Origin of the sequence: Serratia sp. BNK-4 (assembly GCF_048685115.1) — a bacterium.
Classification (GTDB): domain Bacteria; phylum Pseudomonadota; class Gammaproteobacteria; order Enterobacterales; family Enterobacteriaceae; genus Serratia; species Serratia bockelmannii.
Genome location: NZ_JBLQTM010000001.1, coordinates 3174308 through 3189019, shown reverse-complemented (window position 1 = coordinate 3189019; position 14712 = coordinate 3174308). Strand labels below are relative to the sequence as shown.

The window sequence follows — 14712 nt, the reverse complement described above, 5'->3', positions numbered from 1 at the left end:
AGTCGTGGAACGTGCAACAGAACCGAACCTCTCATCTCGGTTTGATTTTCATTCTGGGCCTGTTGTCCATGTTGATGCCGTTGGCCATCGACATGTACCTGCCCAGTATGCCGGTGATCGCCGCCCAGTTTGGCGTCGAGTCCGGCAGCGTGCAGATGACGCTCAGCGCCTATATGCTCGGCTTTGCCTTCGGGCAGCTGTTCTATGGGCCGATGTCGGACAGCATCGGCCGCAAGCCGGTGATCCTGTGGGGTACGCTGATCTTCGCCATCGCCGGCTGCGCCTGCGCCATGGCGCAATCGATCGATCAGCTGATCGGGCTGCGTTTCCTGCACGGTTTGGCCGCCGCCGCCGCCAGCGTAGTGATCAACGCCTTGATGCGCGACATGTTCACCAAGGACGAGTTCTCGCGCATGATGTCGTTCGTCATTCTGGTGATGACCATCGCGCCGCTGCTGGCGCCGATGATCGGCGGGGCGCTGCTGCTGTGGTTCAGTTGGCACGCCATCTTCTGGACCATGGGCGCCGCGGCGTTGATCGGTTCACTGCTGGTGGCCCTGTTCATCAAGGAGACGCTGCCGAAAGAACGGCGACAGCGGTTCCACCTGCGCACCACGCTGGGCAACTTCGGTTCGTTGTTCCGCCACAAACGGGTGCTGAGCTACATGCTGGCCAGCGCCTTCTCGTTCGCCGGCATGTTCTCGTTCCTCAGCGCCGGGCCGTTCGTCTACATCGAACTGAACCACGTTTCGCCGCAACACTTCGGCTACTATTTTGCGCTGAACATCGTGTTCCTGTTCCTGACGACGCTGATTAACAGCCGCAACGTGCGGCGGTTCGGCGCGGTCAAGATGTTCAAGCTGGGGCTGCTGGTACAGCTGGCGATGGGGCTGTGGCTGCTGGCGGTGAGCGCTGTCGGTCTGGGTTTCTGGGCGCTGGTGATCGGCGTTGCGGTCTATCTGGGGTGCATCGCGATGATCTCCTCCAACGCCATGGCGGTGATCCTGGATGATTTCCCGCATATGGCGGGCACGGCTTCTTCCTTGGCCGGTACGTTGCGCTTCAGCATCGGTGCGCTGGTGGGAGCGGTGCTGTCGATGGCGCCGGGCAAAAGCGCCTGGCCCATGGTCACCTCGATGGCGCTGTGCAGCATCGTGGCGGTGCTGTTCTATGTTTACGCCAGCCGGCCGCGCGATCGCGCAGCCTGACGTTCTCCCGATTCGGGGCGTTTTGCCCCGCATCGCCTTAGGGTTGCGCCTTGCCATTTCAGGGTGCAACTGGCAATGAAAAATTTGTTGCTAAATATACGCAAGCTAATTAATTGGCCGTTTTCCCCTCTGTGTGTTTTTTGTTAAAAAATTCCACCGCCGCATCGCCTAATATTCCTCGGGAGGCGCAGCGTTCTGCCGGCTGAGTGCTGCGGATGGTTTGTATTAGGATTGATGTAAATCAAGGCATTAGCAGGGGAGGCTGCGCCAACGTGGCGGGCTAAATGTTTCTTCATTGTAAAAATATGGCGTCTGAAAAGTAGTCGCATTGCAAGAAAAAAGAGTTGAGATCGCTGCGGGAAAGGGTTACATATAACGCAAAAATGCGAGCTGAGTCGCAAAATGCCGTGAAATAACACCGCACGGCGCGCCAAAAAATGGCACGGCATCGGCAAGCACGGGGTCAGGTTAATGGCTAGCGGCAAAATTTACATTTAAATAACATTTGTGCGCGGCAGAGTCGGGAGTCAGCGGCTATAACTTAGTAACCCTGTCAGGTAAAAGTGTTTCACCTTTTCAATCTAGGGATTTCATGTGGAGAGTATCCAACTTTCGGTAGTGCATCGCTTGCCGCAAAGTTATCGTTGGCTATCTGGTTTCACCGGCGTGAAGGTCGAACCGATTCCGTTTAACGGAATAGACGAAGATAACAACCTGATTGGTCTGAAGTTACTCAGCCATGAAGGGGCCGAGGCCTGGCAGGTCATGCAACAGCTCAATCTGTCGCTGCAGGAGATTCAGGTCGACTGCGCGATTGTTGAATGGGAAGGGGAACCTTGCCTGTTCGTGCAGCGCAGCGACGAGAGCGCCACCATGTGCCGCCTGAAAAACGTCGGCGCCGCGATCGCCGAACCGCTCAGCGCGCAATACCCTTTCTAAATTCGCCGCTAGTCCGCCAACTGCAGCAGTTGACGGGTATAGTCGGCGGCGGGCGCCGCGAAAATCGCCCGGCAGTCTCCCTGTTCAACCACTTCTCCCTGTCGCAACACGATGACCTGGTGACATAGCGAACGCACCACCTGCAGGTCATGGCTGATGAAAAGATAAGCCAGCCGGTGGCGTTGCTGCAGCGATTTCAGCAGCGTCAGGATCTGCGCCTGCACCGATTTATCCAGCGAAGAGGTCGGCTCGTCGAGGATCAGCAACTGTGGCTGCAGGATCAGTGCGCGCGCGATGGCGATACGCTGGCGCTGGCCGCCGGAGAACTCGGTGGGATAGCGGTGGCGCAGCTGCGGATCCAGCCCGACCTCCTGCAACACCGCGATCACGCGCTGTTCCCGCTGCTCGGCGGTAAGCCGCTGGTGCACTTCCAGCCCTTCGGCGATGATCTGCTGTACGTTCAGGCGCGGGTTCAGGGCGGAATAGGGATCCTGGAAGACGATTTGCATTCGGCTGCGGTAGGGCAGCATCTGCTTCATCGTGAGCGGGTGCAGCGGTTCGCCGTCGAACCAGATGGCGCCCTGAGAGGCCAGCAGGCGCAGCAGCGCCAGCCCGGTGGTGCTTTTGCCCGAGCCGGATTCTCCCACCAGCCCCACGCTTTCCCCGGCGCGCAGCTCGAAACTCAATGACTTCAACGCATAGTGATAATCCACCGTGCGGCGCAGCAGGCCGCGTCGAATAGGGAAGCGCACCTGCAGATCTTCCACCTTGAGCAGCGGCCGCTCGTCGCCGGGGCGCGCTTTGGCCGCGGCAGGCAACGGCAGCGGCTCACCGACGTCTTCGGCCGCCAGCAGCTGCTGCGTGTAGGGATGTTGCGGGCGGCTGAACAGCTGCGCGCGGGCGTTTTGCTCCACGCAGCGCCCCTGACGCATTACCGCCACGTTGTCCGCCAGGCGGCGCACGATATTCAGATTATGGGTGATAAACAGCAACCCCATGCCCATCTCCTGCTTCAGTTCTTGCAGCAGCGTCAGGATCTGCGCCTGGATAGTGACGTCGAGCGCGGTGGTGGGTTCGTCGGCGATCAGCAGTTTTGGGCGGGTCAACACCGCCATGGCGATCATCACGCGTTGGCGCTCACCGCCGGACAGCTGATGCGGGTAATCCTGCAGCCGGCTCTTGGCCTGACGGATGCCGACGCGTTCCAGGCACTCGACGATCTCTGCGCGCGCGGCTTCGCGCCGCAGGCCGCGGTGCAGCATCAACACTTCCGCCAGCTGTTTTTCGATGGTGTGCAGTGGGTTAAGCGACACCATCGGCTCCTGAAAGATCATCGCGATCTGATTGCCGCGCACCTTGCGCAGCGCCGCTTCCGGCGCATGCAGCAACGAGTCGCCGTTGAACAGGATATCGCCGGCAGGGTAAACCACCGGCGATGCGGGCAGCAAGCGCAGTATCGACAGGGCGGTGACGCTTTTGCCGGAGCCGGATTCCCCTACCAGCGCCAGCGTTTCCGCCGGCGCGATTTGCAGCGAGAGTTCGTTGACCACCGGCGTGACGGTGTCGCCCTGGCGGAAGGCGATGCTGAGATCTTGAATTGCGAGCAAAGGAGTGGCCATATCAATGCGCCTTGCTGGGGTCAAAGGCGTCGCGCACCGCTTCGCCGATAAAGATTAATAACGACAGCAGCACTGCCAATACCAAGAAGGCGGTGATACCGAGCCACGGCGCCTGCAGATTGTTTTTGCCTTGCAGCAGCAATTCGCCGAGCGACGGCGAGCCTATCGGCAGCCCGAAGCCGAGGAAATCGAGCGACGTCAGGGTGGTGATCGAGCCGCAAAGGATAAACGGCAGGAAGGTCAGCGTCGCCACCGTGGCGTTAGGCAGCATATGGCGGGACATGATCACGCGATCCGGCACGCCCATGGCGCGCGCGGCGCGGATGTAGTCAAAGTTGCGGGTGCGCAAGAATTCGGCGCGCACTACGCCCACCAGGCTCATCCAGCCGAACAGGATGGTGATGCCGAGCAGCCACCAGAAATTGGGCTGGACGATGCTCGACAACAGGATGATCAGAAACAGCGTCGGCATGCCCGACCACACTTCGATAAATCGCTGCCCCCACAGGTCGAAACGCCCGCCGTAATACCCCTGCGTCGCGCCGACGCACACGCCGATCAGGCTGGAAAACAGCGTCAACGCCAGGCCGAACAGCATCGAGATGCGAAAACCGTACAGCACCCGAGCCAGCACATCGCCGCCGTTGCTGTCGGTGCCCAGCAGGTTATGGCGCGAAGGCGGCGAAGGGAAGGGCACCTCGGTGGCGAAGTTGATGGTGTCGTAGCTGAAACGGATCGGCGCCCAGACCGCCCAGCCGTGCCGTTCGATCTGCCGCTGGACAAACGGATCCTGATAGTCGGCCTCGGTGTTCAGCTCGCCGCCGAAGGCGGTTTCGCTGTAGCTAATCATAAACGGCAGGTATAACCGGCCTTCATAACGCACCAACAGCGGTTTGTCGTTGGCGATCAGATCGGCGGCCAGACTCAGGGTGAACAGCACCAGAAAGATCCACAGCGACCAGTAGCCGCGGCGGTTGCGGCGAAAGCGCGCCCAGCGCGCCTGGTTGATTGGGCTAAGGCGGCTCATTGGCGGGCCTCGAAGTCAATGCGCGGATCGACCAGGGTGTAGGTGACATCGCTGAGGATGTTCAACAGCAGGCCGATCAAGGTGAAGATATACAGCGTGCCGAACATCACCGGGTAGTCGCGCTGCAGCGTGGCGTCGTAGCCCAGCAGCCCTAGGCCGTTGAGCGAGAACATCACCTCAATCAGCAGCGAGCCGGTAAAGAACATGCTGATAAAGGTGGCCGGAAAACCGGCGATCACCAGCAGCATGGCGTTGCGGAACACGTGGCGGTACAGGATCTTTTTTTGTCCAACCCTTTGGCGCGGGCGGTGGTGACGTACTGTTTGCGGATCTCATCGAGGAACGCGTTTTTGGTCAGCATGGTCAGGGTGGCGAAGCCGCCGATCACCGTCGCCAGCACCGGCAATGTGATGTGCCAGAGGTAGTCGGCGATCTTCGCCGGCCACGAGAGGGTGTCGAAGTTGCTGGACACCAGGCCGCGCAGCGGGAACCAGTCGAGGTAACTGCCGCCGGCGAACAGCACGATCATCAGGATAGCGAACAGGAAAGCCGGAATGGCGTAGCCGATGATGATCAGCGTGCTGCTCCAGGTATCGAATGCGCTGCCGTTGTGGACGGCCTTGCGGATGCCGAGCGGGATCGACACCAGATAAATGATCAGCGTGCTCCAAAGGCCCAGCGTGATGGAGACCGGCAGGCTCTGGCTAATCAGTTGCATCACCGAAGCGCCGCGAAACAGGCTGTCGCCGAAGTCGAAGCGCATATAGTTCCACAGCATGGTGAAGTAGCGTTCGTGCAGCGGTTTGTCGAAGCCGTACCGTTGGGTGATCTCGGCGATCACCTCCGGATCCAGGCCGCGCGAACCGCGATATTGGCCGTCGCCTGCCGCGATGCCCGTCCGGGCATGGCCCAGGCCTTCGCCGACACCGCCGCTGCCAAAACCGCTGCCGTGCCCCAGCTCGATGGCGGCGATGGCCTGATCCACCGGGCCACCGGGCGCGATTTGCACGATAAAAAAGTTGATGGTGATGATCGCCCACAGCGTGGGGATCACCAATAACAGTCTGCGTATCAGATAGGCCGCCATTCCGACTCCTTATTGCCGCTGAGCCGGTAAGCGCGCCGCCTTGTTGACGTCGTACCACCAGTTGTCGAAGCCAATCGCATAGGCCGGGCGGATCGACGGCGTGGAGAATTTGTCCCAATAGGCATAGCGATCGTGGTTGGAGTACCACATCGGCAGCATGTAGTTGTTCCAGGTCAGCACCCGGTCCAGCGCGCGGCCGAGCGGCAACAGGGCTTTTTCATCGCCCTGATGGGCGGCGATTTGCCTGACCAGGCTGTCAACCGCCGGGTCCTTGACGCCGGCCTTGTTGTAGCTGGAATCGATGTACTGTGAATCCCACAGAATTTGCAGATCGGCGCTGGGGAACGGCATCGCCATGTACACCGTCGACATCATGTCGAAATCGCGCTCGCGCATGCGGCGCGTATATTGCGAGGCGTCGACCTCGCGGATTTGCATCTCGATGCCCAACCGCTGCAGGTTGTGGCGAAACGGCAACACGTACTGGAAGTTGCTGCCGCTCAGCAGCATCAATTCAAAGGTGAACGGCTGGCCGGTTTTCGCGTTGACTAACTTTTGATTTTTGACCACCCAACCGGCTTCTTTCAGCAGTTGGGTCGCCTTCAGCAGGTTTTGCCGATCGTTGCCGCTGCCGTCGGAGGAGGGCGGTTGGTAGATGCTGGTAAACACCTCTGGCGGTATCTGGCCTTTGAGCGGCGCCAGCAAGGCCAGTTCAGCGGCGTCCGGGTAGCCGCGGGCGGCGTAGGCGGTGTTTTGGAAATAGCTGTCGGCGCGCTGATAGGCGTTGTAATACAGCGCTTTGTTCATCCAGTTGAAGTCGAAAGCCAGGCCGATCGCTTCCCGTACCCGACGATCGGCGAACAGCGGTTTTTGCAGGTTAAACGCCAGCCAGCGGGTATTCTGTGCCGCCTGATTGGTTTCGTCCTGTTTGATGATGTAGTTGCGCGCGAAATTACCACCCTGATACTGGGTGGCCCAGCTCTTGGGCGACGGCTCGATGCGGAAATCATAAGCGCCGGCCTTGAAGGCTTCCAGCGCCACTTTATCGTCCAGGTAATAATCGTAGCGAATGCTGTCGAAGTTATAGCGGCCGCGATTCACCGGCAGGTTGGCGGCCCAGTAGTCGCGCACCCGCTGATAGGTGATGTACTGGCCGAGGCGGTAATCGCCGATTTTGTACGGGCCGCTGGCGAGCGGCGGGGTGCTGAGCGGTTCGTTGAGCTTATGGTTTTTCCAGAAGCTTTCCGGCAATACACGCAGGCTGAGCAGGCTGAGGATTTGATCGCGATTTGCCTTAGGCAGCTCGATGCGCACCGTCAGCCGGGAAATGGCCTTGACCGTGACGCCTTTGTAAAAGGAGCGAAACTGCGGTACGCCTTCGGTCATGAATTTATTGAAAGTAAAGGCCACGTCGGCGGCGGTGATCGGGCTGCCGTCCTGGAAGCGGGCGCGGGCGTTGATATCCAATTCCATCCAGCGCATGTCGGCCGGGAAACGGGCCGATTCGGCAATCAACGGGTAATAGCTGCCGGGTTCGTCGTCGGAGTTGGTGAACAGCGTATCGTACAGCTCCATCGTGCGCTCGCCGGGTACGCCGCGGGTAGCGAAACGGTTGAAGTTGTCGTAGGTGCCGATGGCCGCCAGCCGTACGTCGCCGCCTTTGGGCGCCGCCGGGTTGACGTAGTCGAAATGGCTGAAGTCGGTGGCGTATTTCGGTTCACCGAGCAGGGCGAAAGCGTAGCTTTCGTTGAGGGCTTCGGCCTGCAGACCGAAACTCAGTGCCGAGAGCACCAGAGCAGCGAAAATGCGCACGGACATCGGACGGTAAGCTCCTGCTGTGGAATAAGGTACAACCTGCGCCCAGCATAACATTCTTCGGGTGGGCGCAGGGTAAAGTTGCCTAAAGATTAACTATTTTTTTCCTGATAATCAAAGACCTGATTAGCATTGCAGTAAGCGACGAAATCATCGATGCTCAGCGGCTTGCTGAAGTAGTAGCCCTGCATGAAGTTGACGCCGTGTTCTTGCAGGAACTGCATCTGCTCGGCGGTTTCCACGCCCTCGGCCACCGTCAGCATTTTCAGCTTTTTCGCCAGCGAGATCACCGCATCCAGCACCGGCGCGGTGACCGTATCCTGGCCGATGGTGTTGACGAAGCCGCGATCGATCTTCAGGTAATCCATGGTGAAGCGCTCAAGATAGATCAACGCGCTGTGCCCGGTGCCGAAATCGTCCACCGCGATCTCGATACCCTGTTTGTGCAGCCAGTCGAACTCCGCCAGCGCGCTCTCTTCTTCCACCATGCCGCGTTCGGTGATTTCAAACACCAGCGTAAAGTAATCGCCCGGCAGCTGCGTCAGTAGTTCATACACGTCCTGATGGAACGACGGCGCGCTAAGGTGGGCGGGGGAAATATTGAGACCGACTTTGCCTCCCCGTGGCAGCGCTTTGGCGAGCTGCGGCGCATCTTCGGCGATTAGCCTGAACAGATGGCGGGTAAGCGGCACGATCAGCCCGTTGCTTTCGGCGTAGGGGATAAAGACATCGGGCGGGATGCGGCCCTCGAGCGGATGCTGCCAGCGGATCAGCGCTTCCAGCCCACCAATGCTGTTGCTGTCGGTATGGAACACCGGCTGGTATTCGATAAAGAACTCGTTGCGCTTGATGCCGCGCAGCAGCGCGCGCTCCGGGCTTTGCCGCAACAGCAGCATATAGTAGCAGAGCACGCCAATCATCAGTGACAGCACCAGGCTGCCCAGCAGCGTCAGGCGAATGTCATTGGGCGTCAGTTTCTCGTTGTAGAAAAGGATGGTCAGCGGCAGATTGGGCAGCGTCAGGGTATCCGCCTTGCCTTTCGGCAGTTGATCGACCGGCATCAGGTTCGGGCTGAAGGTGGTCAGGGCGCGGTTGCCCATCACGATGGCGATGCCCGGCGCCTGTTCGTCATGCGAGGTGAACAGTAAATAGGGCATCAGATCGATGTCCAGCGTAGCGAGGATGCCGGTGGCCTTTTCGCCGGGATGCCGCAGCCAAACCGCAACCGCCGGTTTGTTCGGTACGATCGGCGTGCCCTGCTGCAGCTTCAGATCCAAAGGCAGATCCCAGTCGATTTCCTGGTAGAGATTTTTCATCGGCAACATCATGTCACCGGTGGCGGAAGAGCAATAGGCGTAGCCGCCTTTTACCAACAGGAAGGTGCGCACGCCGCTGGTAAAGGCCGCTTGGTAGGTAATATCCGACTGGCTGGAGAGGCAAGGCTTGTCCAGTAGCGGCATCATTTGCTGCATCACTGCCGTCAGGTGCGAGATATAACCCAGCGTGAATTTTTGCGTACGCGCTTCGACCTTGTGTTGATATTGCGTGCGCTGGTGGTTGATCAAAGAAAGCGTGACCGCAGTGAAGAGCGTAAAAAATACCAGGGCAGCGACACCGCTTTTAGCCAGGCTGCGCTGTCGGTGAGACACGCTGCGGGCAAAAGCTCTTTTCAAGCCCATAACCGAGTCCTCTGCAACCGGGCGTCAGGGGTGTCGCACAGCCAGTTAATGGATTGTGCCAACGGCTTTTTTTTCATTTTTGACTTTTTATCCCGAACCAACCGGCGGCGCCGTTTAAATACGCGGCGTCGCCGACAGAAATATAATGCGCCTATTTTAAGCGGAAACGTTTTAAATAACGCCGGGGCGCCGTTGCCGTCATCTGACGATAATAGGCGAGTTTTTCCTCGATGGCGCGATTTCCTGCCAACAGTTTATCAAAATAACGACGTGCGGCAGTGTTAAGTGGGGAACGGTGACGATAAGGCAGGGATCAATCTTGATGATACCCATTCGACAGCCAAAAAAAACGCCGCCCGTAGGCGGCGCTTATCGCTCGTTTGGTATTCAGGATCTTCAGGGCGTTGCGCCGTCAGCCGTTGGTCAACACTCGGCGTGCTTCTCGATAACGTTTATTCCAATAGTTATCGGTCAGCTTGGAAATCATGACGCCACTGCTGGTAGAAGCGTGAACGAACTGATCGTTACCTAAATAGATGCCGACATGGCGCCCGGTAGAACCGGCGCGGAACAGCACTAAATCGCCGGCGCGCAGCTTGGTGCGCTGGATTTTCTTGCCGAGATCTTCCTGTTCATAGGTAGAACGCGGTAAATCCATACCGAACTGTTCGCGGAAGGTGCGCTGTACAAACGCCGAGCAATCGATGCCGCGCTTGGTGTCACCGCCTAAGCGGTAGCGAACACCTTTCCAGTCCGCGTACTGATCCATAATCTTTGACTTGACGTCAACGTTGCGGACCATCGCTTCGAATTCATCCTGAGAGGCTTGCAGTAAAAGACCGTCTTTGTCATTAACTGCACGCATCTCAGTTTGTGCGTTATTCAAGTTCGAAGTGTGAGTCGAGCTGCACGCTGACAGCATAACCGCAGCGGCAATTGCAGGGACTACCCGCAAAAAATATCTCAGAAACGGTTGAGATTTGACCATTGTTGTTGTTTTCCCTTGAAGTCCTTAACGACGAAAGTCGCTACCTGAAAAATGCCAAACGGAACGAGCCTAGTCCGCACCTGTTGCATCGACAACCAGTTACCGTTGAAAACGTGCGAGAACGCACATTTTTATCGGATTCCATACTGATTCGACTTAAACCAGGCACAAACGCATCTGAGATTACCGGAACAAATAGGGGATTGCGAGCCTTTTTCCCGTCTTTTTTATATGAATTTGTGATGTAACATAATGTAAATCTTCATATAAAAAACGCCAATTGTCCGATGTATGAATCTGGCGTGAAATCAGGTTGAAAAAGCGTTAACGACTGGTGGCGACATTTTGCGCTCGGCGAAGGGGGAAAGGCCGGGAGGCGGGCACCTCCCGGTATGAGTCATAAATGCATATTATGGTTGGCTGGGACGGTGCTTGCCGGGCAACAGGCGGTTCAACCGATCGACGATCCAGTCGCTGCAAGGCGTCATCAGCACCCAGCTGGCACCAACCAGCACCACGGACAGCGAGCCGACGGCGATATCGGTAAACCAGTGGGCGCCAATCATCACGCGTGGCAATGAGAAGACCAGCGTAATCAGCAGGGCGATGGCAAAGGCGCCGCGGCCGAAATAGCGCAGCATAAAGCAGGAAAAAATAATCAGCATCATGCCGTGATCGCCGGGGAAGCTGTCGCCGGAAGCGTCCTTAGTGGGGATGCCGGTCAGTTCGCTGACGCGATTGATATTGTCAAAGGTCAGGGTGGGGCTCGGATGCTTCACCGGCAGCAGATGGCCAAGCTGGTTCAGCACCACGGCGGTCAGCAGCATCACCACGCCGGTGATCACCAGACGGCGGCGGCCGGCGGCGTCCTGCTTCAGATAAAAGTACAGATACAGCAGCCCCATGGCGAGCAGCGAGATCGCGTCGAACGCGCGGTTGTTGGTGATGGCGACCAGGTGCAAAAACGCCGGGTCGGTGGCCAGATGGCGGTTAAAGAAGAAGAAGATCGCCGAATCCAGGGTAAACCAGCCGCCGTGATTGGCCGGCAGGAACCAGGACAGAAACAGCGCAACGCCCAGTAAATTGAAGAAGAGAATGAAGGGTAAATTGCGGCGTGTCATGACATAAACCTGTTGGAAAAATGAAAACGAAACAAAACCCGGTTGCCCTGCGACAACCGGGGGGCAACGGTACGGGGTTTAACTTAAACGAATCTTAAACAAGGCGGATTGCAGGGCGTTCCAATCGGCATTTTCGCTGTGGATCAGTTCAATTCGGCTGTCGAGCGGTGCGAGCGGGCGGGTTTCGATGTTGAGATCCTGCCCCTGGCGATTGATCAGCAATGTGCCTTCGGGGATGCGCACCACGCCTTTGATTCGTTCGACCGGCGCCAGCCGCACCCACTCCATGAAACCGACGGTATCGAACCGGGTGTCGCCGTCAAAAATCCAGCCGCAGCTGGTGAAGCCTTGCCCTTCGTTCAGCGCTCGCCGCCAACGGGCGTGTTCCGGCAGCCGCAGCGCCGCCAGCCCCTGCTTTTTCGCCTGACCATGATGATGCTGCGCGTCCGGCAATTCTGTACGATTTGTGCGAGGAAGTGACAACAGCGCGACATCTGCTTCGCCTTGCGCGATGGCGTAGCAGGGCCGCTGCAGCGAATCTTGCGCCCTCCAGGCTTCCAGCGCCAGTCTGTCTTGCGGTTGATAGGTGTCGTTTTTGCTGGCCAGAATAACGTCGGCCGCGGCCAGCTGATCGCGGAAATTTTCGTTGTCGCGGTAGCGGGGTTGGCTAAGCTGGCGGGCATCCAGCAGGCACAGCGTGGCCTGCAGATCGATCCAGCCGGCATAGCTCTCCTGGGTCAGCAGTGACAGGATTTGCTTCGGGTGTCCTAGCCCGGTCGGCTCGATCAGCAGCCGGTCCGGTTTGGCCTGTTGCAACAGCATATTCAAGCCCACCTGCATCGGTAGGCCGTTGACGCAGCACATGCAACCGCCGGGGATCTCTTTGAGCACCGCGCCGCTGTCCGCCAGCAGCGCGCCGTCGATGCCGATCTCGCCGAATTCATTGACCAATACCGCCCAGCGTTCATGTTCGGGTTTATGAGCCAGCAAATGGCGGATAGTGGTGGTTTTACCGCTGCCGAGGAAACCGGTAATCAAATTGGTTTTGGTCATTAATCATTCCTGGCGCAAAAATTAACCTGCTTAATAAATGAGTTACGCAGCCGTATCGGTGAAACGACCGCGATTTAATTTGTGCTCTATCTCGCAAATTTTGCACGTCACCCTGCGCTTTTCAACCGATAAAATCCACCTTTCTTTGCAAGAAAATTCTTAGATAAAACCCTGTATTAGATACGGTTAACTTTTGTTAGTAGCTTGTTTTTACATTGTTAATGACGCGATTAACGATCAAATCCTGTCCCTTTCCTTGCGATTATTCCTAACAAGATCCTCTATGGTTAAATTGGCTTAACTAAAAATGAGGTTGCCATGAATACCTTTCGGTTATTTTTGATCGTAGGAATGTTGTTTTCATGGACGGCAGTGAGTCAGGCAGGAGTGGCCGGCGGGGTAATTCGCTTCGTCGGCTCTATCGTTGAAAGTCCTTGCACGGTCAAGATTGCAGATTCTAAGGCGAATACGCAATGTTACCGTAACGGCCAGCATTATCAGGCCCAGCAAGCGTTGTCAGGTTTTGATACTACACGCAAAGAACTTCCGCTGAATCTTGGCACAACCGAAATGAAGTGGGTAGACCAACAGAAGAAACTTGCTGTTATGACGGTCGTTTATCGTTAAGTCGTTCCGCCATGCCGGCGTAACGTTACGTCGGCATGGTTATTCTCAGCCTGCAGGCTCCTCACCGCATCACCCAATGCTTTACCGTTTCACGCGCACCGCGATCGCGCAGTGACAAATAGGCTTGCGTCACTGCGTCGGTAAACCCCCCATGCGTCGCCAGCGCTTCGCCGAACACCGGTTTGAGCGCCAGCAGCGCCGTTACGCGCCGCCGATCGTCCGGCGTGGCGGCGACAGTCTGTTGCAGCACGTCTGCCAGCGGATCGCGAATGTCGATCGGCTGTCCGGCGTCATCGACGCCGCCGATGTAACGCATCCAGCCCGCCACGCCCAGCGCCAGCCCGCTATAGTCGCCGCCGTGCCGCAGATGCCAGCGCACGGCGTCCAGCAGACGCTGCGGTAGCTTCTGCGAACCGTCCATGGCGATCTGCCAGGTGAGGTGTTGCAGCGCCGGATTGCTGAAGCGCGCGATAAGCTGTGCGGCGTAGTCGGCCAGACTGATGCCGGTGACGCTCAGCGTCGGGGCCTGTTCGTCCAGCATCAATCGCAGGGCGGCGCGACGGTAGTGCTCATCCGCCATGCACTCGTTGATATAGCGGTAGTCGCCCAGGTAGCCGAGATAAGCCAGGAACGAGTGGCTGCCGTTCAGCATGCGCAGCTTCATGTGTTCAAACGGCAGCACATCGCTGACCAACTGGGCGCCGGCCAGCTCCCACGCCGGGCGTCCGGCGACGAAGTGGTCTTCCACCACCCATTGAATGAAGGGCTCGCAGGCGATGGCGCATTCGTCGCGCACGCCGCCCAGCGCGGCGGCGATCTCATCCAGCGTGGTCGGCGTGGCGGCCGGCACGATGCGGTCCACCATGGTGCAGGGGAAGGTGGCGGCGGTGGCGATCCAATCGGCGAGCGACGGATCCCGCGCCTGCGCCAGATCGAGCACCGCCCGACGCAGCACGTGGCCGTTCTCCGGAATATTGTCGCAGGAGAGCAGGGAAAAGGCGGGCAGGCCGCGTTCGCGCCGCAGCCGCAGCGCCTCTACCACAATGCCGGGCACGGTCTGCGGCTGATGCGGCGCCGCCAGATCGGCGACGATCCCCGGATGCTGCCAATCCAGTTGCCCGTTGCCGGGCTCGATGCAGTAGCCTTTTTCGGTGATGGTCATCGAGACGATTGCCACCTGCGGCTCTGCCAGCTTCTTCAGCACCGCGGCGATGCCCTCCAGCTTGCGGTGCAGGCTTTCATGCACCGCGCCGATCACAATGGCCTGATGGCCGTCCGCGCCTTTCTCCAGCACGCTGTACAGATGATCCTGCTGCCGCAGCGCCTCAAACAGCGGCACGCCGCCAGACAGGCTGATTTCGCAAATGCCCCAGTCGCCGCCCTGGGCGTTCAATACCCGATCCGTCAGCAGCGCTTGATGTGCGCGGTGAAACGCGCCGAAACCCAGGTGCACGATACGGCTGCGCAGGGCACGGCGATCATAGTTCGGTTGCCGGACGGTGCCCGGTAGCGGGGTGTTGGCGATCGTTTTCATCTCATCTCCAAAGCG

The 14712-nt window shown here is 58.4% G+C and carries 11 protein-coding genes and 1 pseudogene; 3 read left to right on the top strand and 9 right to left on the bottom strand.

Annotated elements, in window-relative coordinates:
• Window positions 1–11 precede the first annotated feature (11 nt).
• Together ACMGGW_RS15265 and ACMGGW_RS15260 are read left to right on the top strand one after the other, a co-directional pair.
• Window positions 12–1208: a Bcr/CflA family multidrug efflux MFS transporter gene (locus ACMGGW_RS15265; RefSeq protein ID WP_025303559.1), complete on the top strand. Its 1197-nt coding sequence runs from the start codon at window positions 12–14 to the stop codon at window positions 1206–1208.
• A 594-nt stretch (window positions 1209–1802) separates the two neighbouring features.
• On the top strand, window positions 1803–2147 hold the full coding sequence (locus ACMGGW_RS15260) for a YejG family protein (RefSeq protein ID WP_004935763.1): 345 nt from the start codon (window positions 1803–1805) through the stop codon (window positions 2145–2147).
• 8 nt (window positions 2148–2155) lie between these two features.
• Here the strand turns inward: ACMGGW_RS15260 and yejF are convergent, their stop codons facing one another.
• From yejF to ACMGGW_RS15220, 8 genes and pseudogenes are all read right to left on the bottom strand, one after another.
• Entirely contained in the window at window positions 2156–3766 is a 1611-nt protein-coding gene (gene yejF, locus ACMGGW_RS15255; RefSeq protein ID WP_197832380.1) for a microcin C ABC transporter ATP-binding protein YejF, read from the bottom strand.
• A 1-nt stretch (window position 3767) separates the two neighbouring features.
• Entirely contained in the window at window positions 3768–4793 is a 1026-nt protein-coding gene (locus tag ACMGGW_RS15250; protein ID WP_025303557.1) for an ABC transporter permease, read from the bottom strand.
• Window positions 4790–5880: pseudogene (locus tag ACMGGW_RS15245) on the bottom strand (microcin C ABC transporter permease YejB). The gene ACMGGW_RS15250 and the pseudogene ACMGGW_RS15245 overlap by 4 nt, the downstream one beginning before the upstream one ends.
• A gap of 9 nt (window positions 5881–5889) precedes the next feature.
• Window positions 5890–7698, bottom strand: a complete 1809-nt coding sequence (locus tag ACMGGW_RS15240) for an ABC transporter substrate-binding protein (RefSeq protein ID WP_197832378.1) — start codon at window positions 7696–7698, stop codon at window positions 5890–5892.
• 89 nt (window positions 7699–7787) lie between these two features.
• Window positions 7788–9374 carry a cyclic di-GMP phosphodiesterase gene (locus ACMGGW_RS15235; protein ID WP_089196094.1) on the bottom strand — a complete coding sequence of 529 codons (1587 nt, stop codon included), beginning with the start codon at window positions 9372–9374 and terminating at the stop codon, window positions 7788–7790.
• A 412-nt stretch (window positions 9375–9786) separates the two neighbouring features.
• A complete protein-coding gene (gene mepS / locus ACMGGW_RS15230) occupies window positions 9787–10362 on the bottom strand; it encodes a bifunctional murein DD-endopeptidase/murein LD-carboxypeptidase (RefSeq protein ID WP_025303553.1) in 576 nt (191 codons plus the stop codon).
• A 410-nt stretch (window positions 10363–10772) separates the two neighbouring features.
• Window positions 10773–11483, bottom strand: a complete 711-nt coding sequence (locus ACMGGW_RS15225) for a phosphatase PAP2 family protein (protein ID WP_025303552.1) — start codon at window positions 11481–11483, stop codon at window positions 10773–10775.
• A gap of 78 nt (window positions 11484–11561) precedes the next feature.
• The gene (locus tag ACMGGW_RS15220; protein WP_025303551.1) at window positions 11562–12536 is read right to left on the bottom strand and encodes a CobW family GTP-binding protein; all 975 of its coding nucleotides are present in this window, start codon (window positions 12534–12536) and stop codon (window positions 11562–11564) included.
• Window positions 12537–12854: 318 nt separating this feature from the next.
• On the opposite strand from ACMGGW_RS15220, the gene ACMGGW_RS15215 reads away from it, so the two are divergent.
• A complete protein-coding gene (locus tag ACMGGW_RS15215) occupies window positions 12855–13163 on the top strand; it encodes a type 1 fimbrial protein (RefSeq protein WP_004935734.1) in 309 nt (102 codons plus the stop codon).
• Between the two features lie 61 nt (window positions 13164–13224).
• On the opposite strand, the gene ACMGGW_RS15210 is transcribed toward ACMGGW_RS15215, so the two are convergent.
• Window positions 13225–14697 carry a fructuronate reductase gene (locus ACMGGW_RS15210; RefSeq protein WP_197832377.1) on the bottom strand — a complete coding sequence of 491 codons (1473 nt, stop codon included), beginning with the start codon at window positions 14695–14697 and terminating at the stop codon, window positions 13225–13227.
• Window positions 14698–14712 lie beyond the last annotated feature (15 nt).

What these genes read in the sequence shown, in the direction of transcription:
- mepS (WP_025303553.1), bottom strand. Translation starts at nt 10,362, where the DNA reads ATGGTCAAATCTCAACCGTTTCTGAGATATTTTTTGCGGGTAGTCCCT.
- ACMGGW_RS15240 (WP_197832378.1), bottom strand. Translation starts at nt 7,698, where the DNA reads ATGTCCGTGCGCATTTTCGCTGCTCTGGTGCTCTCGGCACTGAGTTTC.
- ACMGGW_RS15215 (WP_004935734.1), top strand. Translation starts at nt 12,855, where the DNA reads ATGAATACCTTTCGGTTATTTTTGATCGTAGGAATGTTGTTTTCATGG.
- ACMGGW_RS15210 (WP_197832377.1), bottom strand. Translation starts at nt 14,697, where the DNA reads ATGAAAACGATCGCCAACACCCCGCTACCGGGCACCGTCCGGCAACCG.
- ACMGGW_RS15220 (WP_025303551.1), bottom strand. Translation starts at nt 12,536, where the DNA reads ATGACCAAAACCAATTTGATTACCGGTTTCCTCGGCAGCGGTAAAACC.
- ACMGGW_RS15235 (WP_089196094.1), bottom strand. Translation starts at nt 9,374, where the DNA reads ATGGGCTTGAAAAGAGCTTTTGCCCGCAGCGTGTCTCACCGACAGCGC.
- yejF (WP_197832380.1), bottom strand. Translation starts at nt 3,766, where the DNA reads ATGGCCACTCCTTTGCTCGCAATTCAAGATCTCAGCATCGCCTTCCGC.
- ACMGGW_RS15250 (WP_025303557.1), bottom strand. Translation starts at nt 4,793, where the DNA reads ATGAGCCGCCTTAGCCCAATCAACCAGGCGCGCTGGGCGCGCTTTCGC.
- ACMGGW_RS15225 (WP_025303552.1), bottom strand. Translation starts at nt 11,483, where the DNA reads ATGACACGCCGCAATTTACCCTTCATTCTCTTCTTCAATTTACTGGGC.